Annotated in this window: 8 protein-coding genes; 2 read left to right on the top strand and 6 right to left on the bottom strand. The window is 72.3% G+C overall.

What is annotated here, in order from left to right; translation table 11 throughout:
* Positions 1-58: 58 nt before the first annotated feature.
* From ABT238_RS00995 to ABT238_RS00980, 4 genes are all read right to left on the bottom strand, one after another.
* Positions 59-1249 carry a cytochrome P450 gene (locus ABT238_RS00995; protein ID WP_350755128.1) on the bottom strand — a complete coding sequence of 397 codons (1191 nt, stop codon included), beginning with the start codon at positions 1247-1249 and terminating at the stop codon, positions 59-61.
* Positions 1250-1307: 58 nt separating this feature from the next.
* Positions 1308-10772, bottom strand: coding sequence for a non-ribosomal peptide synthetase/type I polyketide synthase (locus ABT238_RS00990; protein WP_350755126.1), 9465 nt, complete (start codon positions 10770-10772; stop codon positions 1308-1310).
* A 235-nt stretch (positions 10773-11007) separates the two neighbouring features.
* Positions 11008-11886: a sterol desaturase family protein gene (locus tag ABT238_RS00985; RefSeq protein WP_350755124.1), complete on the bottom strand. Its 879-nt coding sequence runs from the start codon at positions 11884-11886 to the stop codon at positions 11008-11010.
* A gap of 194 nt (positions 11887-12080) precedes the next feature.
* Entirely contained in the window at positions 12081-13106 is a 1026-nt protein-coding gene (locus ABT238_RS00980) for an Lrp/AsnC family transcriptional regulator (RefSeq protein ID WP_350558394.1), read from the bottom strand.
* Positions 13107-13234: 128 nt separating this feature from the next.
* Here ABT238_RS00980 and ABT238_RS00975 point away from each other — a divergent pair, with 128 nt between their 5' ends.
* A complete protein-coding gene (locus ABT238_RS00975; protein ID WP_350558397.1) occupies positions 13235-14749 on the top strand; it encodes an MFS transporter in 1515 nt (504 codons plus the stop codon).
* A 44-nt stretch (positions 14750-14793) separates the two neighbouring features.
* Positions 14794-16062, top strand: a complete 1269-nt coding sequence (locus tag ABT238_RS00970) for a hypothetical protein (protein WP_350755122.1) — start codon at positions 14794-14796, stop codon at positions 16060-16062.
* Positions 16063-16070: 8 nt separating this feature from the next.
* Here ABT238_RS00970 and ABT238_RS00965 read toward each other — a convergent pair whose 3' ends face one another.
* A complete protein-coding gene (locus ABT238_RS00965) occupies positions 16071-16556 on the bottom strand; it encodes a nuclear transport factor 2 family protein (RefSeq protein WP_350755120.1) in 486 nt (161 codons plus the stop codon).
* A gap of 504 nt (positions 16557-17060) precedes the next feature.
* Entirely contained in the window at positions 17061-20042 is a 2982-nt protein-coding gene (locus tag ABT238_RS00960) for a restriction endonuclease (RefSeq protein WP_350755117.1), read from the bottom strand.
* Positions 20043-20048: the final 6 nt, after the last annotated feature.

Below are 20048 nucleotides of genomic sequence, written 5' to 3'. Positions count from 1 at the left end.
CCGTGGCGTACCTGTCCGTGCCGCACCTTGCCGTGCTGTCGGTCGGGGTGACGGGGCGTCACCAGGCGACCGGGAGCGCCTGCAGGCCGTTCACCATCGCGTCCTCCTTCCAGCGCAGCTCGCGCTCGGGGACGGCCAGCCGCAGCCCCGGCAGCCGGGCCAGCACCTGCTCGATCGCCACCTGGAGCTCCAGCCGGGCGAGGTGCGCGCCGATGCAGTAGTGCACGCCGTGGCCGAAGCCGATGTGCGGATTGGCCGGCCGGTCCAGCACCAGCCGCTCGGGCTCGTCGAACACCTCCGGGTCCCGGTTGGCGGCGGCGGTGGCGATCATCACCGCCTCGCCGGCCCGGATCACCACCCCGCCCAGCTCGACGTCCTCGGTGGCGTACCGGGGCAGGCTGAAGCCGGTGAGCAGCGGCACGTAGCGCATCAGTTCCTCGACCGCCTTGGGGATCAGCTCGGGCCGCTCCCGAAGCCGCGCCAACTCCTGCGGGTTCACCAGCAGTTGGTGGAAGAAGTTGCCGATCTGGTTGGTGGTCGAGACGAACCCGGCGATCAGGAGGTCGCAGGCGATGGAGAGCAGCTCCTCCTCGCTGATCAGCCGCTGCTCCCGGCAGGCCCGGACCAGCGTGGTGAGCAGGTCCGGGCCGGGCTCGCGGCCGCGCAGCTCCAGCACCCCGGCCATGTAGTCGATGAAGGCCTGGCCGTCGACGGCCAGCACCTCGCCGGGGGTGACGGCGGAGAGCACCGTCTCCGCCCACCGCCACAGCATCCGGTGGTCCTCGGCCGGGATGCCGAGCACCTCGCAGATGATGGTGGTCGGCATCGGGATCGCGAAGTCCTCCACCAGCTCGGCCGGCTGCCCCTTGGCGAGGATGCCGTCGAGCAGCTCGTCGGCCAGCTCCCGGGCCCGCACCCGCAGCCGCTCGACCCGGCGGGCGCTGAACTCCTTGGCCACCAGCGAGCGCAGCCGGGTGTGCTCGGGCGGCTCGGTGGAGAAGAGGCCGGCGCCGGTGCGGGCCACCGGACGCATCCGCGGCTGGTCCTCGCCCATCGCGGCGGCCAGGCTGAACCGCGGGTCGCCGAGCACCGTCCGGACGTCCTCGTACCGGGTGACCAGCCAGGCGCCGTCGCCGTACGGCATCCGGATCCTGACCAGCGGCTGCTCGCGCAACTCGGCGTACCGGGGGTCGAGTTCGAGCCCGTTCGGCTCGAAGGGGTAGGTCAGCGGGGGGTGCTGGCGGAGCATCGGCGGATCCGTCTCTCGTGCGGGGGCGGGCAGGCTCGGGGCGCGGCCCCGGACCGTCTCAGGACGCATGGGGGGCGGCTCCGGTGAGGATCGACCGGGCGAGCCCGGCGTTGTGGGCGATGAACTCGCGGTCGAGCATCTCGGCGTGGGTGCCGAAGCCCTTGAAGACCGCCGTCCGGGTGGCCGAGCTGCCGTGCCAGGCGCCCTGCCGCCCGGGCTCGTACAGGTCCACCTTCTCGTCGTCGGAGATCACGCTGAGCGCGGCGGTGACCACCCCCAGATTGGGCGTGCGGCTGCAGAAGCTCAGGTAGTCCCGGGCCTGTTCGCGGGTCTCCTGGGCCACCGCGGCCGAGCCGGTGTGCCGCTGGAGGTGCTCGGCCAGCTCGCGCTCGAAGGCCGCCAGGTGCTCGTCGGCGAGGTCGAAGGACTCGGGGATGCGGTGCGAGTCCACGATCACCACGTTGGGCACCGCCCGGCCGCGCCGCTCCAGCTCCTTGGCCACCTCGAAGGCGAGGTTGCCGCCGAGCGAGTAGCCGAGCAGCGCGCACGGCCCCTCCGGCTGGAGCGCCTCGACGAGGTCCGCGTAACGCTCGACCTTGTCGTCCCCGGTCACGTAGTTGAAGGCGACCATCCGGTACTCCGGCAGGTGCGCCGCGAACTGCCGGTAGACCAGTCCGTGGCCGCCGGCCGGCGGGAAGCAGAACAGCGTCTGCTGCTGCTCCTGGTTGAACCAGAGGTAGGGCTGGGCGCCCTCGATCCGGCCGGTGATGATGTGCTCGACGGTCTTCGCCATCCCGTGCAGGGTGGTGACCTTGAAGAGCTGGCTGACCGGGATGCTGATGTTGAACTCGGCCTGCAGCCCGTGGATCAGCTCGATCAGCTTGATCGAGGAGCCGCCCGACTCGAAGAAGTCGTGCTGCAGGCCGGGCTCCTCGACGCCGAGCAGCGCGCGCCAGTGCTCGGCCATCCGGACCTCGTAGAGGGTGACCGGCGGCTCGGCGGCCTCCGCGGCGTCCGTGCGGGGCTCGGGCAGCGCGGCCGTGTCCACCTTGCCGTTGGCGGTGAGCGGCAGCGCGGGCAGCTCGACGAAGTGCGTCGGGATCATGAAGGTCGGCAGGTAGCCGGCCAGGTGGCGGCGCAGCTCGCGGTGGTCGAAGGTGTGCCCGGCGGCCGGCACGCAGTAGGCGCAGAGCACGTGCTCGCCGTCGCGGTCCTGCCGGACGGTGACCACCGCGCGCTCCAGCTCCGGCCAGTCGGCGAGCTGGGTCTCGATCTCGCCCAGCTCGATCCGGTGGCCGCGGACCTTGATCTGCGAGTCGGCCCGGCCGAGCAGGTGCACCCCGCCCTCGGTGTCCCAGCGGGAGAGGTCCCCGGTGCGGTAGAGCCGGACGGGCCCGGTGCCGTCGGCGCCGCCGAGCGGCAGGGTGGCGAACCGGCCGGCGGTCTGCTCCTCGTCGCCGAGGTAGCCGAGCGAGACGCCGGAGCCGCCGATCCACAGCTCCCCGGTGACCCCCGGCGGCACCGGGCGGCCCTGCGCGTCGAGCAGGTAGAAGGCGCTGTTGGGGAACGGCCGCCCGATCGGGACCATCCGGCTGGGCTCCAGGGCGTCGGCCGGGCCCTCGAAGTAGGCGCTGTCGATGGTGGTCTCGGTCAGGCCGTAGGAGTTGACCAGCCGGGTGCGGGGCCCGCACAGGGCGCCCAGCCGCTGGTACTCCTCGACCTTCCAGACGTCCGAGCCGACCACCAGCAGCCGCATGAAGGCGAGGTCCCGGCCGGTGCGTTCGCAGTGGTCCATCACGGTGCGCACCACCGCCGGGACGAACTCGGCGGCGTCCACCCGCTCGGTGCGCATCACCTCGTGGAGCCGGGCGGTGTTGAACAGCAGCTCCCGGCCGATCAGCACCAGGGCGCCGCCCGAGCAGAGCGCGCGGACCACGTCGCCGGTGAAGACGTCGAAGGACGGGCTGGCCATCTGGAGGTGGACCCGGACGTCGGTGTCCAGCCGGTACTCGGCGTGCCAGGCCCGGTAGGCCGAGGCGAGGTTGCCGTGGGAGACCCGCACCGCCTTGGGGCGGCCGGTGGAGCCGGAGGTGTAGATGACGTACGCGGGGTCGTCGGGGCTCACCGCCGCGTCGGTGAACCCGTCGTCGGTGAACCCCTCGTCGCGGGCGTCGAGTTCGGCGGCGGTGACCAGCCGGGCGGGCAGCGCGCCGAGCCGCTCGGCGTCGTCGCCGACCAGCAGGGCGGCGCCCGCGTGCCCGACCATGTACGCCAGCCGGTCCACCGGGTGGCCCGGGTCCAGCGGCAGGTAGGCCGCGCCGGTGCGGAGCACCGCGAGCAGGGCGACGATCAGCTCCGGCGACTTGGGCAGGCAGAGCGCCACCACGCCGCCCGGTCCGGCGCCCAGCGCGCGCAGCCGGGCGGCGGCCCGCCGGGAGCGCTCGGCCAGCTCGCCGTAGGACAGCCGGGCGGTCGGCCCGGACTCGGCCGGGGCCGCCACCGCGGGCGCCGCCGGGTCGGCCGCCGCCGCGCGCAGCACCAGCTCGTGGACCGGCTCCGCGAACGGCACCCGCCGGTCGGCGCCGCTCCACTGCCGGAGCACCACGGCGCGCTCCTCGCGGCCGAGCAGCTCCAGCCCGGTGGCGGCCCGCTCCGGGCCGACCGTGGTCAGCGCGTCGAGCAGGTTGACGTAGTGGCCGGCCATCCGGGCCATCGTGGCGGGCAGGAAGAGGTCGGTGTTGTACTTGAAGACGCAGTGGAAGCGGTGCTCGGCCTCGTCCTCGTAGGCGGACAGGGTGAGGTCGAACTGCCCCTCCTCCTCCGGGAGTTCGATGTACTCCAGGTGGTAGCCGTACTTCTCGGTGGCCACCTTGTGGTGGAGCAGGATGAACATCGCCTGGAACACCGCCGAGCGGCTCGGGTCGTGCTGCAGCCCGAGCTTCTCCACCAGCAGCACGAACGGGTACTCCTGGTGGTCGAGCCCGCCGAGCACGGTGGTCCGCACCCGGTCCAGCAGCTCGGTCACGGTCGGGGCTCCGGCCAGCGAGACGTGCAGCGGCAGCGGGTTGACGAAGTAGCCGTAGACGCCGGCGAACTCCTCGTCGGTGCGGCCGGTCACCGGGCTGCCGACGATGATGTCGTCCTGGCCGGCGTAGGCGTGCAGCAGCAGGTAGTAGGCGCTGAGCAGCACCATGAAGACGGTGACGTTGTGCTCGCGGGCCAGCGCGTGCACCCGGGCGCTGAGCTCCTCGTCCAGCACGAAGAACTCGGAGGCGCCGTTGTGGGTCTGCACCGCCGGGCGCGGCCTGTCGGTGGGCAGGCTGAGGATCGGCACCTCGGCGGGCAGGTGCGAGCGCCAGTACTCCAGCATCCTCGGCGCCTCGCGGCCGGCCAGGAAGGCGTTCTGCCGGTTGAGGAAGTCCAGGTAGCGGGCGGCCACCGGGGGCAGCTCGGGCACCCGGCCGCGGCGCAGCCCCTCGTAGACGGCGAGCAGTTCCTCGATGAAGGTGAAGGTGGAGATCGCGTCCGAGATGATGTGGTGGACGGCCTTCATGATCACCCAGCGGGCCGGTCCGCGCCGGAACAGCCGGAACCGCACCAGCGGGTCCCGCTCCAGGTCGTACGGCTTGCGGTACTCGCGGACGATCATCGCGTGGATGTCGTCCCAGGCCAGGCCCTCGACGTCGAAGACCCCGAAGTCCGGCTCCACCGCGGCGGAGATCCGCTGCACGGCCCGGCCGGCGTCCAGCACGAAGTTGGCCCGCAGGCTGGGGTGGCGCTCGACCATGGTCCGGAAGGCCACGGCCATCAGCTCGGGCTCCAGCTCGACCCGGACCTCGACGGCGCCGCCGATGTTGTAGGCGAAGCCGTCCGGGTTGAGCTGCTTGAGGAACCAGAGCGCCTTCTGGTTCTGGGTCAGCGGGTAGGCCGACGCGTCCTCGTGGCGCTCGGCCTCGGCCGCGCCCGGTCCGTCCGGGTCCTCGTCCAGCAGCTCGGCCAGCGACTCGTGCAGCCGGGCGACCAGCTCGGCCACCGGGGTGTTGCCGAGCAGCGCCACCACCGGGAGGGTGACACCGAGTTCGCTGCTCAGCCGGGCCCTCAGCTCCATCGCGAGCAGCGAGTCCAGGCCGAGGCCGCCGAGGCCGGCGGCGGGGTCGATCTGTTCGGCCGGCACCCGCAGCACGGTGGCGGCCAGCGCGGTGAAGCGCTCGGTGAGCAGGGCCCTCCGCTCCTCCTCGCCGGCCGCCCGCAGGGCGTCCAGCAGCCCGGTCTGCCCGGCCGCCGGGGCGGACTCCCGGGCGGCCGCGGCGAGTTCGGCGACCAGCGGGGGCGGCGCCGGGTACCAGGAGAGGAACACCGGCCAGTCGACGACGGTGGCGACCAGCAGCTGGGCGCGGTCCTGGCCGAGCACCCGCTCCAGCACGGCCATCCCGGTCTCCGGGGCGAGCGAGCTCATGCCCCGGCTGTGCCGGTAGTGGTCGATGAGGCCGAGCTCCTCGATCATGCCGGTGGCCCACGGGCCCCAGTCGAGGCTGAGCGCGGGCAGCCCCAGGGCGCGCCGGTGGTGGGCCAGGGCGTCCAGGAAGGCGTTGCCGGCCGCGTAGTTGGTCTGTCCGGCGGTGGTCAGCAGCGAGGCGATCGAGGCGAACAGCACGAAGTGGTCGAGCGGTTCACCGGCCAGCTGGCGGTGCAGGGCGAAGGCGCCGAGCACCTTGGGGCCGTAGACGGCCTCGAAGGTCGCCCGGTCCAGCTCGCCGACCAGGGTGTCCCTGACCTGCCCGGCGAGGTGGAAGACGCCCCGGATCGGCGGCCGGTCCAGCCGCCGGTACTCGGCCAGCCAGGCGGCCAGCCCGGCCTCGTCGGTGACGTCCAGCGGCGCGGGGACCGGCTCGGCGCCGAGCGCCTCCAGCTCGCGCAGGAACGCCGCCCGCTGCCCGGCCGGGCTCGCCGGGTCGAGGTCGCGCCACTGCTCGCGCGGCGGCAGCGGGCTGCGGCCGACCAGGATCAGCCGGCGGGCGCCGCGCCTGACCAGGGTGCGGCAGAGCAGCCGCCCGAGCGCTCCGAACGCCCCGGTCACCAGGTACGCCGCGTCCGCCCGCAGCCGGGGCGCGAGCGGCCGGCTCAGCCCCTCGGCCGTCCGCAGCCGGCTGGTCAGCCGGCGGCCGCCGCGCAGCGCGATCTCGTCCTCGTCCGCGAGGGCGAACTCCCGCAGCAGGGCCTCGGCCTCGACCCCGGCCCCGGCTTCGGCGGCCCCGGTTCCGGGACCGGCGCCCGGCCCGAGGTCGACCAGCTTGCCCGGGTGGGAGGGGAGTTCCTGGTGCCGCAGCACGCGGGTGATGCCCCAGGCGGGCGCAGCGAGCGGCTCGACCGGCTCGCCCGGAGCGGTGGACTGGGCGGAGCGGGTGACCACGTGGAGCCGGCAGTCGGGGAGTTCGGCGGCCAGCAGGGCCGCGAGGGCGACCAGGCTGTAGGCGCCCTCGGCGGTGTGGCCGGCGACGGTGGCGTGGTCGGCCCCGGCCAGCCCGGGCCGGTCGAGGTTCCACAGGTGGACCACGGCGGCCGGATCGGGGGCGCCCGCGGCCCGGCGCCCGGCCAGCAGCCGGGCGAGGTCGTCGGGCGAGCCGGGGTCGACGGTGGCCGGGCGCCCGCCCTCGGCGGGCCGGTAGCCGTCGCCGGGGCGGACCAGCAGGCAGCTGCCGCCGCGGGCGGCGATCCGCTCGGCCAGCGCGTCGGCGACCCCGCCCGTGTCGGCGAACAGCAGCCAGTGGTCGGGGTGTTCGGCCAGCAGGTCGGGGGTGTCGGCGGCGGCCGGCAGTTCCGCCCAGGCCGGTTCGGCGAGCCAGCCGTCGATGGTGCCGAGGCCGACGGCGGTGGCGGCCTGTTCGACGTCGGCGGCCCGGAAGCCGGTGATCCCGCCGAGCGGCGCACCGTGCTCGTCGTGCACCGCGAGGTCGCCGACGAGTTCGCTGCCGGTGTCCCGGGTCACGGTGGCGTGCACCCAGAGCGGGCGCTCGCCGACCGCGTCCAGCCGGACCTCGGCGATCGCCACCGGCAGCCGGATGCCCGCGCCCTCGGGGCGGCCGTCCACCAACTGGGGCGTCAGCAGGGTCTGGAAGAAGGCGTCCATCACCACCGGGTGCACCTGGTGGCGCTCCCCCTGCCCGGCGACCGCCGCCGTCGGGCGGATCCGGGCCAGCGCCTCGCCGGGGCCGATCCAGACCTCCTCGATGCTCTGGAAGGCGGGGCCGTAGTGGTAGCCCAGCGCGGCCAGTTCGGCGTAGCAGTCGGGCCCGGCGAGCCGGCGCACCGCCCGCCCGCGCACCGCCTCGGCGTCCAGCGGCCGGCCGGGCCGGCGGCGCTGGGCGGGGCGGACGGTGCCGACCGCGTGCACGGTGCGCTCGGCGCCCTCGCCGGTGGCGACGGTGAACGAGCCGTGCTCGGCGGCGAGGGTGAGCCGGACGGCGCGGCTCTCCTCGTCCGGCAGGAACAGCGCCTTGCGCAGTTCGATGTCGGCCAGCGCGGCGTCCGTCCCGCCGGTGAGCGCGCTGACCGCCTGGACGGCCATCTCCAGATAGCCGGCGGCCGGGAAGAGCACGTCGCCCTGGATCCGGTGGTCCTCCAGGTAGGGCAGCGCCTCGGCGTCCAGCCGGGCCTCCCAGGCCGGTTCGGCCCCGGGCAGCCGGCGGCCGAGCAGCGGGTGGTCGACCTGCCCGCGCCTGACCTGCTCGACCGGCGGCGGCTCCACCCAGTGCCGGTCGCGCCGGAACGGGTAGCGCGGCAGCGGGACGATCCGCCCGGCGGGCTGGAGCACCGACCAGTCGACCGCCACACCGAGGTTGTGCAGCGCGGCCAGCGAGGCGGTGAGGACGGCCCGCTCGTCCTCCTGGCGGCGGATCGAGGGCAGGGTCCGCACCTCGGGCCGGTCCGCCGTGCCCGGGTGGGCCTCCAGGGTCTCCTGGATCGAGCGGCCGAGCACCGGGTGCGGGCCGATCTCCAGGAACAGGCCGTAGCCGTCGTCGGCCAGCCGCTCCACGGCCTGCCGGAAGCGGACGCTGTCACGGACGTTGTGCCACCAGTACCCGGCGTCGAGTTCGGTGCCGTGCGCGGTGCCCTCGCGGCCGGTGAGGTAGAGCGGGACCTGCGCCGGTCGGGCCTTGAGGTCGGCCAGCGACTCCAGCAGCTCGTCCTTGATCAGCTCCATCCGGGCGCTGTGGTAGGGGACTTCGACGGTCAGCGGCCGGGCGAAGACCTGCTCGGCGGTGAGCGCGGCGGCGAGCTCGGCCAGCGCCGGCTCCTCGCCCGCGAGGGTGAGCGAGCCGGGGCTGTTGACGGCGGCGACCGACACCGCGTCCCCGTACGGGCGGATCCGGCGCAGCGCCTCGGCCTCGGTGAGCGCGACGGCCAGCATGCCGCCGGTGCCGGCGAGTCGCTGCTGGAGGCGGCTGCGGTGGACCACCACCTTGACCGCGTCGGCCAGGTCGTAGACGCCGGCCTCGTGGAAGGCGGCGACCTCGCCGGTGGAGTGGCCGACGATCGCGTCCGGCCGCACGCCCCGGCTGCGCCAGAGCGCGGCCAGGCCGATCTGGACGGCGAAGTTGGCCGGCTGGGCGAGCCAGGTCTCGGCCATCCGGGAGGCCGCCTCGTCGGCGGCGAGTTCCTCGGTCAGCGACCAGCCGGTGAGCTCGGCCAGGTGCTCGCCGCACTGCTCGACGGCCTCCCGGTAGACGGGTTCGGTGGCGAACAGCTGACGGCCCATCGCCCACCACTGCGGGCCCATGCCGGTGAAGACCCAGGCGAGCCGGCGGTGCCGGGCCTCGCGGCGGTGGTCGGCGAGGACCCGGGGGTGCGGCTCGCCGCGCAGGTGCGCGCCGAGTGCCTCGTCCAGGGAGGCGCGGGCGGCGTGCTCCCGGGCGTCGTAGACGATCGAGAGCCGGGCGTCGTGGTGCTGGCGGCGGTGGGCGAGGGTGTGGCCGAGGTCGGCCGGGCGGGCGGGGCTGCCGCCGCGGACGCCGGTCAGCTCGGCCTGGACACCGGCGGCCAGTTCGGGCAGCGCGCCGGCCTCCCGGGCGGTGAGCGGCAGCACCGTCCAGGCGGGGAGGTCGGCGGCCTCCGCGGGGGCTTCTCCGGAGGAGTCCCGCGCGGGCTCCGGCGCGGGCTCCGGGGCGGCCTCCAGCAGGACGTGGGCGTTGGTGCCGCCGAAGCCGAAGGAGTTGACCCCGGCCCGGGCCGGGCCCTCGTGGGCCGGCCAGGGGGTGGGCTCGGTGGGGATCTCGTAGGGCAGGGTGGCCGGGTCGATCGCCGGGTTGAGCCGCTCCAGGTTGATGTGCGGCGGGATGGTCCGGTGCTTGAGGGCGAGTGCGGACTTGATCAGTCCGGCCAGGCCGGAGGCGGACTCGGTGTGCCCGATGTTGGTCTTGACCGAGCCGACGTAGCAGGCGTCGCCGGGGCGCCGGCCGACGGCGAGCGCCCGGGCGAGCGCGTTGGCCTCGATCGGGTCGCCGACCGGGGTGGAGGTGCCGTGCGCCTCGACGTACTGGAGGTTGCCCGGGGTGATCCCGGCCTCGGCGCAGACCCGCTCGATCAGGGCGACCTGGGCGTCCGGGTTGGGCACGGTGATGCCGTTGGTGCGGCCGTCCTGGTTGACGCCGCTGCCGATGACGACGGCGTGCACCGGGTCGCCGTCGCGCAGGGCGTCGGAGAGCCGCTTGAGGGCGACCACGGCGACGCCCTCGGCCCGGACGTAGCCGTCGGCGGCGGCGTCGAAGGTGCGCGAGCGGCCCTGCGGGGAGAGGAAGCCGCCCTTGGTCTCGGCGATGGTGTACTGCGGGGCGATGTGCAGCAGGGTGCCGCCGGCCAGTGCCAGGTCGGTCTCGCCGCGCTGCAGGCTCTGGGCGGCGAGGTGGACGGCGACCAGCGAGGAGGAGCAGGCGGTGTCGATCGAGACGCTCGGGCCGCGGAAGTCGAAGCAGTGCGAGATGCGGTTCGACACCATCGTCATCATGGTGCCGGTGGCGGTGTGCGCGGCGAGCGTCTCGAACGACAGGTCGGAGAACTGGACGATCTTGTAGTCCAGGGTGAACGCGCCGACGTAGACGCCGACCTCACGGCCGGCCAGCTCGGCCGGTTTCTGCCCGCCGTCCTCCAGTGCCTCCCAGGCCACCTCCAGCAGCTTCCGCTGCTGCGGGTCCATGTGGTCGGCCTCGCGGCCGCTGATGCCGAAGAACGCCGGGTCGAACTCGTCGAAGCCGTCGATGTAGCCGCCGCGGCCGCCGACCAGCCGACCGGGCTTGGCCTTGTCGCGGCTGCCGAGGGTGGCGACGTCGTAGCGGCTGCGCGGGGTGGGGGTGATGCAGTCCTTGCCGTCGACCAGGTTCTGCCAGAACGACCGGTGGTCGCAGGCCCCGCCGGGCAGGCGGAGGCCGATCCCGATGATCGCGATCTTCTCCCGCCCGGCGGCGGACGGACCGGCGGGTGCGGGGTGTTCGGAGAGTTCCGGTGAGGTGACGAAGCGGGAATCCGTCATGCGAGTCGAGTCCTTGAGTCGCTGCGATCGCGCGTGCGGGCGGGGTGCGGGAGCGCCGCGCGCGCCGGGGAACGGCGGCCGTGCGCCGGTTCCGGGCAGGCCGGACACCGGGTCGGCCGAAGGGACGAGCCGGCCGAAGGGGTCGGTCGGGAGCTGGGCGGTCGGCGTGGGAGTGCCGGGTACGGAGTCGTCGGGTGCGGGCGGGGCGGGTGAGAGCGGGGCGGGTGCGGGCGGATCAGGTCGAGCCGGTCGCCGAGCCCGCGGCCCGGGCGGAGCGGCGCCAGGCCTGGATATGGCTGGCGACCACCCGGCCGGTGGCGGGGAATCCGCCCGGATCGGCCAGCCCCACCGCGGCCGGACGGCGCCCCGGCCGCCAGGTGAAGCTGCCGAAGGCGTGGTCCCACACCGAGAGGTCGGAGCCGTAGTGGCCGGCCTCCGCCAGGTCGGTGCTGTGGTGCAGCCGGTGCAGCTCGGGCCCGGCGAGCACGTGGTTGAGCCGGCCGAGGCGGACGTCGACGTTGGCGTGCACGAAGTAGCCCTGGGCCACGACGAACAGGCCCACCACGAACACCGCCGGTTCCGAGAAGCCCGCCAGCGCCAAGGAGAACTGGACGCAGCCCTGGGTGAGCAGGACGTCCAGCAGGTGGTTGACCCCGTTGTTGCCGACGTTCACCTTGTCGGGCACGTGGTGCACCCCGTGCAGCCGCCAGAGCCTCGGGCTGGTGTGGCACCAGCGGTGGACCAGGTAGTTGGCCAGCGAGCCGAGCAGCAGCGCGAGTGGGACCTCCGCCCAGAACGGCAGTGCCCCGTGGGACGGCGCCGCCCAGAAGACCAGGGCGGACACGGGCACCTGGGACAGGGCCCCGCCGATCATCGTCAGCACGAAGTAGACGCCGTACCAGCCCCACTCACGCACGTTCGGCGCCCATTCCGGTTCGTACGGAATCAGCCGTTCGAGCAGCGCCATGTACCCGATCGTCCCGAGCAGGAAGAGCTGGTTCGCCCGGCCGAGATCCCAGCGCAGACGCAGGGTCGCGGTCGATATCACGACCAGGCCGACCAGCAGGAGCGGGTACGCGACATGGCGCAACGCGGTTCGAAGCTGCTCGCCCATGACGACCCCCTTCACGATCCCCACTCGAACGATCACCGAAAGTGTTCGTTCAGATACTAAGGGCGGCTGGAGTGCATGGCGAGGCATTTTCGAGGAGAATCATGAAATCCTCGATTTGTCTTATGATCTGCAGACAAACAATTCGGCAGAATGTACGGTTTTCGATCATCGGTAAGACATGAAATTGGATTCGATTAAGGAATCATCATTCCGGCCCGCTTGACGCTCCGGACCACCGGCGCCGTCTCCAGCGTGCCGACCCCCTCCAGCGCGCCCAGCCGCTCCGTCAGGTACTCGTAGAACGCCTCGGTGTCCCGGCAGACCAGCCCCGCCACCAGGTTGGTCGGCCCGGTGGTCGCCGCCACGAAGCCCACCTCGGGGTGGTCCGCCATCGCCCGGCCGACCGCCGCCAGCCGCCCCGGTGCCACCGTCAGCCAGCAGAACGCCTCGATCCCGTAACCGAGCGGGCGGGGATCCACGTCCACGTCGAAGAAGAGCAGCCCGCAGGCGATCAGCCCGGCCAGCCGCCGGCGCACCGTCGCCTCCGGGCTCCCGGTCCGGGCCGCCAGCGCGGCCAGCGGCGCCCGCCCGTCCACCGCGAGCTCCGCCAGCAGCGCGCGGTCCAGCGCGTCCGGCGCCGGCACCGCACCGCCCGCCGGCCCGGACGCGGGCGCGGCCCCGGGTACGGACGCTGGCGCGGACGCGGGCGCGGGAGACGGCGCCGCGGCGCGGAGCCGGTCGATCTGCCCGGCGCTCAGCGCCGAGGTCCGCCCGCTCCACGCCACCCGCCCGCCGACGTAGGTGCGCAGCAGGTAGTGCGCCGCCACCGACAGCACCCGCGGGGTCCGCGGCAGCTTGCCGAGCAGCAGTTCCGCCCGCTCCGGCCGGACCTCCGCGCGGGCGTTGCAGACGATCTCGCCGCCGGACAGCAGGCTCACCCAGGAGGTGTCCGGCCGCCTGGCCAGCGCCTCGGCGATCGACGCCGCGGCGTCCGGCACGCACCGGATCCGGGTCAGCCAGTCGACCTGCCCGAGCAGCCCCGCGTTGGTCCGGCCCACCACCCGCACCGCCCCGGCGGCGCGCAGCCGCTGGTAGCGGCGGGCCACCGTCTGGTCGGACACCCCCAGCACCTCGGCGATCCGCCGGAACGGCGCCCGGCCGTCCACCTGCAGGGCGTGCAGCAGCGCCCGGTCCAGCTCGTCCAGCGTCAGGGTTTCCACCACCGGGATGGTAGATCGTGTCGAGATCCGCCGCACAACCGCCGCCGGGCGGCGCGGACGGCGCCCCCGGACCGAGAGTGACGGGGCGTCCGGCCGGGGCGGCCGGCACGGAGCGAGGGGGCACGGGGATGCGCAAGTGGGGACCGCTGGTCGCGGTGAGCCTCGGGGTGTTCATGCTGCTGACCGACGTCAGCATCGTGATCGTGGCGCTGCCGGACATCGGCGCCGGACTGCACATGGACTTCGACGGCCTGCAGTGGGTGCTGGACGGCTACGCGCTGGCGCTGGCCGCGCTGCTGCTCGGCCTCGGCGCCCTCGGCGACCGGGCGGGCCGGCGGCGGGTGTACACGGCGGGCCTGGCGGTGTTCGCCCTGGCCTCGCTGGCCTGCGGGCTCGCCCCGGACGGCGGCACCCTGGTGGTGGCCCGGATCGTCCAGGCGGGCGGCGGCGCGGCGATGTTCGCCACCGCGATGGCCCTGCTCAACCTCGCCTACCGCGGCCGCGACCGGGCGGTGGCGTTCGGGGTCTGGGGCGCCGTCAGCGGCGCGGCCTCCGCCGTCGGGCCGGTGGCCGGCGGCGTGCTCACCGAGTACCTGGGCTGGCGCTCGGTCTTCCTGGTGAACCTCCCGCTAGCGCTGGCCGGCACGGTCATGGCCCGGCGCACGCTGAAGGAATCCCGCGACCCCGCCGCCCGCCGGCTCGACCTGCCCGGCGCCGCGGCCTTCACCGTCGCGGCCGGCGCGGCCGTCCTGGTGCTGATCCGCGGCGGGTCGGACGGCTGGACCTCGCCCGCCGTACTCGGCGCGGGCGCGGCCGCCGCCGCGGCGCTCACGGTGTTCGTGCTGGTCGAGCGCCGCAGCCCGGAACCGCTGCTGGACCTCGCGCTGCTGCGCCGCCCGGCGTTCACCGGGGTGCTGCTGTGCGGCGCCGTGTACTCCGCGGCCGCGTTCTCCGCGCTGCCCTACACCTCGCTGTGGCTGCAGTCGGTGCTCGGCCTCGGGCCGATGGCCACCGGGCTCACCCTGCTGCCGATGAGCGCCACGGCGTTCGTCGTCTCCGCGCTGGCGGGCCGCCGGCTCGCCGCCCTGCCGACGGCGGTGCCGCTGGCCGGGGGCCTGGCCGTGATCGGCCTGGGCGGGCTGCTCCAGGCCGTGCTGGACGGCTCGTCGGGCTGGGCCGCGCTGCTGCCCGGCCTCGCGCTCACCGGCCTCGGGGTCGGTGCGGTCAGTCCGATCCTGGCGTCCGGCGCGATGGCGTCCGTACCGCCGGAGCGCGGCGGCATGGCCGGCGGCGCCCTCAACACCTTCCGCCAGCTCGGCCAGGCGTTCGGCATCGCGGTGTTCGGCCTGGTCCTGCACCGCGGGCTGCGCGACGCCCTCGCCGGACACCCGGAGGCCGTCACCGATCCGGAGGCCACCGCCTCCGCCCTGAGCGCCGGCCACTCCCCGGCCGGCCTGCCCGGCGAGCTGCTCCGGACGGCCTTTGCCGACGCCCTGAACCACACCCTGCTGGCCGCCGGCCTCACCGCCCTCGCGGGCGCCGCGCTCGTCGCGGTCCTGCTGCGCCGCCGCCCGGAGACCGCTTCCGACCCTGGTCCGGCCTCCGATTCCGGCCGCGGTCGCACCACCGCGTCCCGCATCTGATAGCACTGGCAGTCCGCGACCGGCTGCAGAACGGACCCCTCCCGATGGACGACGGGAACCACGCCGCTTCCCACGGCTATTGGGACCCCCTGCCGACCGCCCGCCGCCTGCTCGCCGAGAACCGGCACCTGGACCAGTTCGGCGGACTCTGGCGGGAGCGCAACTGGCGCAACGTCCCCGGGCCGTTCTACGGCGCCGACACGGACACCATGGAGATGGGCCGGCTCGACGCGCCGTTCCACATCGCCTACGACGACGACGGCCGGGAGTTCGTCTACCGCCAGCCGACCGACCCGGACCAGACCTTCGACCTCGTGCACGGCTGCTTCTTCGGCCACGGCGGCTTCGCGATGGACGGGGACGACCACTGGACCGTCCCGGCCGTCCGCGACTGGTGGCAGGAGCGCGGCCGGGTGCGGGAGTGGGCCGTCGCGGCCTCCGACGTCCAGGCGCGGCTCCGCGGCGAGTACCGGGAGCACTACCGGGACGCCGCTCAGGGCCTGCGCGACTACATCGCCTACCTCGACCACGGCCTGGACGAGTACCTGCGCGGCTACCTCTTCTGGCTCGCCGAGCGCCGCCCGCCCCGTGCGGGCGAGGCCCGGCCCGAGCCGGGACCGCCCCGCCGCAGCACTCCGGTGCCACCCCCCGCTCGCGCCACCGGCGGTCCGCTGCTCGCGGGCTACTTCGTGGCGGTCCCCGAACGGCTGACCGGCCTCGACGTCCCGCACGAGCGGCTGACCACGGCCTGCGGCTGCCTGATCGACCGGCTGCCGGAGGACGGCTGCTGGTTCGACACCCCGCGGGAGGCCCTGGACGCCTGCGCGACGATCCGGGTGCCCGCCGAAGCACGGCTGTACGCGCTGCTGGTACCCGCCGAGCACGCCGCCGGTCCGGTCTCCGACATCCGCGCGTCCGTGGTGTTCGAGCCGGTGCTGCTCGCCCACCTGGACCGCCCGGCCGGCGCCGACCCCGCCCCCGGGCCGGCCGGGGGCGGGCGCGAGATCGGCTGGGAGGTGCTCGGCTACGACGACGGCATGCTCCACAGCTGGCTCTGCAACGACCTCTACCGGGACGCCGTGCGCGACCTCGGAGTGACCACCGACGAACGCGGCCTCCTCCCCTCCCGCGAGCCGGCCGACCGCCTCGCCGCCTGGGCCAACGCCCGCGACGACACCAAGCCGGTCACCTGGTTCCCGGCCGCCCTCGTCGAGTGGGACACCCCGATCGAGAGCCGCTTGGTCCCGATCGTCACCGCACCCCCCGTCCCCGCCCCCGCCCCCTGGTGGAAGCGCCTCCTCGGGCCCTCCTGAGCGGCACCTCACCTCCCGGCGCGCGCCTCGCGGAACGGCCCGGGCTCCCCGACCGGCTCGGCGACGGCAGCCCCGACCCCCTGCTCCCCGAGCCTCTCCAGCACCGTCTCCAGCAGTTCGGTGTCGCAGTAGATGTGCAGCTCGGTGATCCTCCCCCACTTGATCCGCACCACGTGCACGCCCTGGTTGGAGTAGTAGTTGCCCTCCCGGTCGGTGAGGTGGTCGACCCACTCGGCGAAGGCCACCGTGTCCCAGGGCCAGCCCTTGGCGACGACCTTCTTCAGCTCGAACCGCAGGTCGGGCATGACCTCGGCCAGCCGGTCGTACCACCGCTGGATCTCCTCACCACTGCGCCGCCCGCCCGACAGCGCGTGCCGCCCGGAGAACCAGTGCTCCGCCTCAGGCGCGAACTGCCGCACGATCGCCGCGTAGTTGCCGCGGTCGACCTCGGCGAAGGAGTTGCGGAGGTTGCGCCGGACGATGGCGTGGTACACGTTTCCACCTCTGGTCGTCGTGGTGCCGTTCGTACGGGATGACGGTTCGTCAACACCCTATGACCTTCCGACGAACGGCGACCGCCCATAGCTCCCGTCCGCCCACCCCCTCCCCCGGACACCGCCGATCACCGGCCCGCACACCCCGACGCCGACACCGCCGAAGCCGACGACACCCGGCGTCGCACCACCCCGCCCCACGCCGCAAACACAAAGAAACCCAGGTCAGACACTGTCTGACCTGGGCTTCTCACCGAGCCGCCTGCGGGATTCGAACCCGCGACCTACGCATTACGAGCCCGGGAGTGATCATGATGCCTGCTGCCAGCATCTACCACTGGGTGATGAACCCGCAGGTCGGGACGTTGCCAAGTGATCCAGGATCCCACCCGAACCGGCAGGTGCTGCCCCGTCCGCTCACGCATCGCTCACGCAGATCGTCTGGCGAGCTGTAGCGGCCCCGGGCCTGTACCGGGAGGGACAGCCGTCCCGGTACAGGGCATTTCAGGCAATGGACGTCACGTTTCGCCAGGCGTCCGTCTGCTCGAAGGTGACGTCGGTACCCAAAGCCGCGAAATGCCTGCGCCCGCACTTGATCTTGTCCAGCTCCTCAGGGCGGAGGAGGCTCTCCTGCTGGGTGCCCTTCGTCTCTATCACCAGGTACAGACGCTGCTCACCGTCAGGGAGGCGACGGACGATAGCCCAGTCCGGGTTGTAGGTACCGAGCGGGGTTGGGACCTTGAACCAGGAAGGGAGCTTCGCGTATACCTCGACGTCGTCGGCGGACTCCATCTCCTGGACGAACTTCCGCTCGGTCTCGGAGTCGTAACGGACTTCCTCGTAGACACTCTTCGCCGCAGGGGTCAGGTTCTTGTGGAGATAGCCGTGCAACTCTTCCGTGAGAAATAGCTCCTGCGCGTATACGTTGCTCTCGCCGAGCTTGACGTACTTGATTCCGTCGACGAGCGCCGCACGCCGACCCTCCGTAATCTTCTCGGCGGCGAGGGCCATGAACTCCTGCGGGTTGCGCTGGAAATCGCCGAAACGACCGCTTTCGGAGAGGATCCGATGGATGGTGCGTCGGGTCAGCTTGGTCTGCTCAGCCAGTTCGCTGAGGATGTCCGGCAGCGGGATGTCTCCCTGGTCGACAAGCTGTGGGGCCGATGTCGACACCGCGCCAGTTTCGACGCCACGCTCACTTATGTCCAGTGTCGTAGAGGTCCACACCATGCGGGCCGGCTGAATCTGGCGGGCCTCCTTCAAAGCCTGCGCCGCATCCGCGATCAGCTTTGCCGGATCAAAGTCCACCCGGTATGTCGTCTTCTGCTTGATGCGATCCCACAGTTCGCGGAACTGCGGGTTCTCGAAGACCTGCTTACGGACCTTGACCGTGCGTCGCTCATCCCGATCATTGATGGTGACGCCCTTAGCACGCTGCTGGAGCCGTTCCGCAACTGCCGTCTCCAAACCGGCAAACTCCTCGGGCAACGTGAACGTGTTCTCCGCGAGGGCCTGCTGGAGCCGCTGCGCGTCGATCTTTCCATTGCTCTGGATGTAGCCAGACCCCTGCAGGGCAGAAAAAAGCCGCCGCGAGGCCTCACTGCCGATCCGCTTCCCGTCGCCGCCGGGAAGGAGAAGGCTGGAGAACTGATGCGGCTCGATCCGACCGAAGCTGACCTTGGCCTCCTGTTCGTACTCGGTCTGCAGGGAAGCGGCGAACTGCTCCAGGCTCTCCGTCGCTACCACCGTAAGGGTATTTACGTCGAAGCCGTGGAGCCGTTGGCCTTCCTGGTTCACCGCGAGGCGCAAACCGCGACCAATCGTCTGCCGGCGCTGCCTTTCGGTGCCCATCTCGCGCAAGCTGCAGATCTGAAAAACGTTCGGATTGTCCCAGCCCTCACGAAGCGCCGAGTGGGAGAAGATGAACTTCACCGGCTCCTCGAGGCTGAGCAGACGCTCCTTCTCCCGCATGATCAGATCGTAGGCGCGCTCGGCGTCCGCACCATCCTGGGCCGCCCCTTCCTTGATGTCTTTGGGCTTTCCCTTTGCATCGCGAGCGAAGTAGCCCTTGTGAACCGCGCTCGGATCGGAGTTGAGATCCGCCCCATCGAGGAGGATCGAGTAGTGGGGGTTGCGCTGAAGCTTCGCGTACTCCTCTTCGAAGATCTTCGCGTACTCACCCGGGATCGGAGTGCCATCCGAATCTTCGGCGCGGTAGCGGTCGACCTGGTCGATGAAGAACAGGCTCAGCACCTTGATGCCCCTTGGCCGGAGCTCCAGCTCCCGATCCAGGTGCACACGAACGGTTTTGTTGATCAGATGCCGGGCACGCTCGAGCACCGGGATGTCGCCGTAGGCCGTGCCCTCCTTGAGGTACTCATCGACGCCACCGCCGAGGAGCTGGATAAATCCCGGCTCACCCTTGCTGCGGCCCTTGGTGACGTCGCCGACCAGCAGGCCCTCGTAAACGCGGTTGCTGGTAACGGACTCAAGGCTCGTTCCAGAGTTAACCGTCGCGGTCTGCCGCACGACGCGACCAGACCTCATCACGTCGACTTCCACGGTCGCCGTATGATCGTTTTTCCGCGTGCTGATCTTTTCTAGGCGAACATATGGGCGGCCGTGTGCGTGTTCCACGGTACCGCCGGCTACCTCGATCTGTTTGACCAGTCCCGCCTGGTAGGCATCGACGGCGTCCAGCTTGTAGACCATGTTGAACACGTCAGCGTGCGTCGCCGAGTAGCGCAGGCTGAACAGCGGGTCCATTGCCCGAAGCGCCTGCCGACCCCGACCCTGAGGGCCACCATCCACACTCTGCGGCTCGTCCACAATGAGAATCGGCCGCACCTGCTTGATCAGCTCGATCGGCGCCTCGCCACCGGTCTGCTCATTCGGTTGGTAGATCTTTGCAGTCGCCTGCTTGTTGATCGCGGCGGCTGTCACAATCATAAGCTCAATGCCCGAGCTATAAGCGAAGTTCCGGACCTGTCCCAGCTGAGCCGAATCGTAAGTGAAGTAATGCAGCGGGGTGCCGTCATAGAGGGCCTTGAAGTGCTCCTCCATGATCTGCAGGGACTTGTGGACGCCTTCCCTGATCGCCACGGACGGCACCACAACAATGAACTTCGTGAAACCGTAGCGCCTGTTCAGCTCGTAGACGGTACGAAGATAGACGTAGGTCTTCCCGGTACCCGTCTCCATCTCAATCGTGAAGTTGAGGTCGCCCTCGTCCATTAGGCCGGACAGCGACGAAAGCGGCAGGCCGTTTCGCTCCTGAACGTCAGTCAGATTCGCGTGAAGCTGCTCGGGCAGAATCCGCAACCTGTTTCCCACGCCAGCCACCGGCGTGAACAGGTCGGCATTGTTCCCACTCACGGTGAACAGGCTGTGGCCGCTCTCCTGCCCATGGAACAGATCACACACCGCGTCCACGGCCATCTTCTGGTGCGGTAGCTCCGAGTCGAAATGCAGCTTGGGCTTCTTCATCTCAGC

The sequence above is a fragment of the Kitasatospora sp. NPDC001527 genome, from assembly GCF_040298605.1.
Lineage (GTDB): Bacteria > Actinomycetota > Actinomycetes > Streptomycetales > Streptomycetaceae > Kitasatospora.
The sequence above is the reverse complement of the archived record's forward strand: the minus strand, read 5'-3'. Positions and strand labels throughout refer to the sequence as shown.

Excerpts from the sequence above, each read along its gene's own strand:
- ABT238_RS00995 (WP_350755128.1), bottom strand. The coding sequence starts at position 1,249 with ATGCTCCGCCAGCACCCCCCGCTGACCTACCCCTTCGAGCCGAACGGG.
- ABT238_RS00990 (WP_350755126.1), bottom strand. The coding sequence starts at position 10,772 with ATGACGGATTCCCGCTTCGTCACCTCACCGGAACTCTCCGAACACCCC.
- ABT238_RS00985 (WP_350755124.1), bottom strand. The coding sequence starts at position 11,886 with ATGGGCGAGCAGCTTCGAACCGCGTTGCGCCATGTCGCGTACCCGCTC.
- ABT238_RS00975 (WP_350558397.1), top strand. The coding sequence starts at position 13,235 with ATGCGCAAGTGGGGACCGCTGGTCGCGGTGAGCCTCGGGGTGTTCATG.
- ABT238_RS00970 (WP_350755122.1), top strand. The coding sequence starts at position 14,794 with ATGGACGACGGGAACCACGCCGCTTCCCACGGCTATTGGGACCCCCTG.
- ABT238_RS00960 (WP_350755117.1), bottom strand. The coding sequence starts at position 20,042 with ATGAAGAAGCCCAAGCTGCATTTCGACTCGGAGCTACCGCACCAGAAG.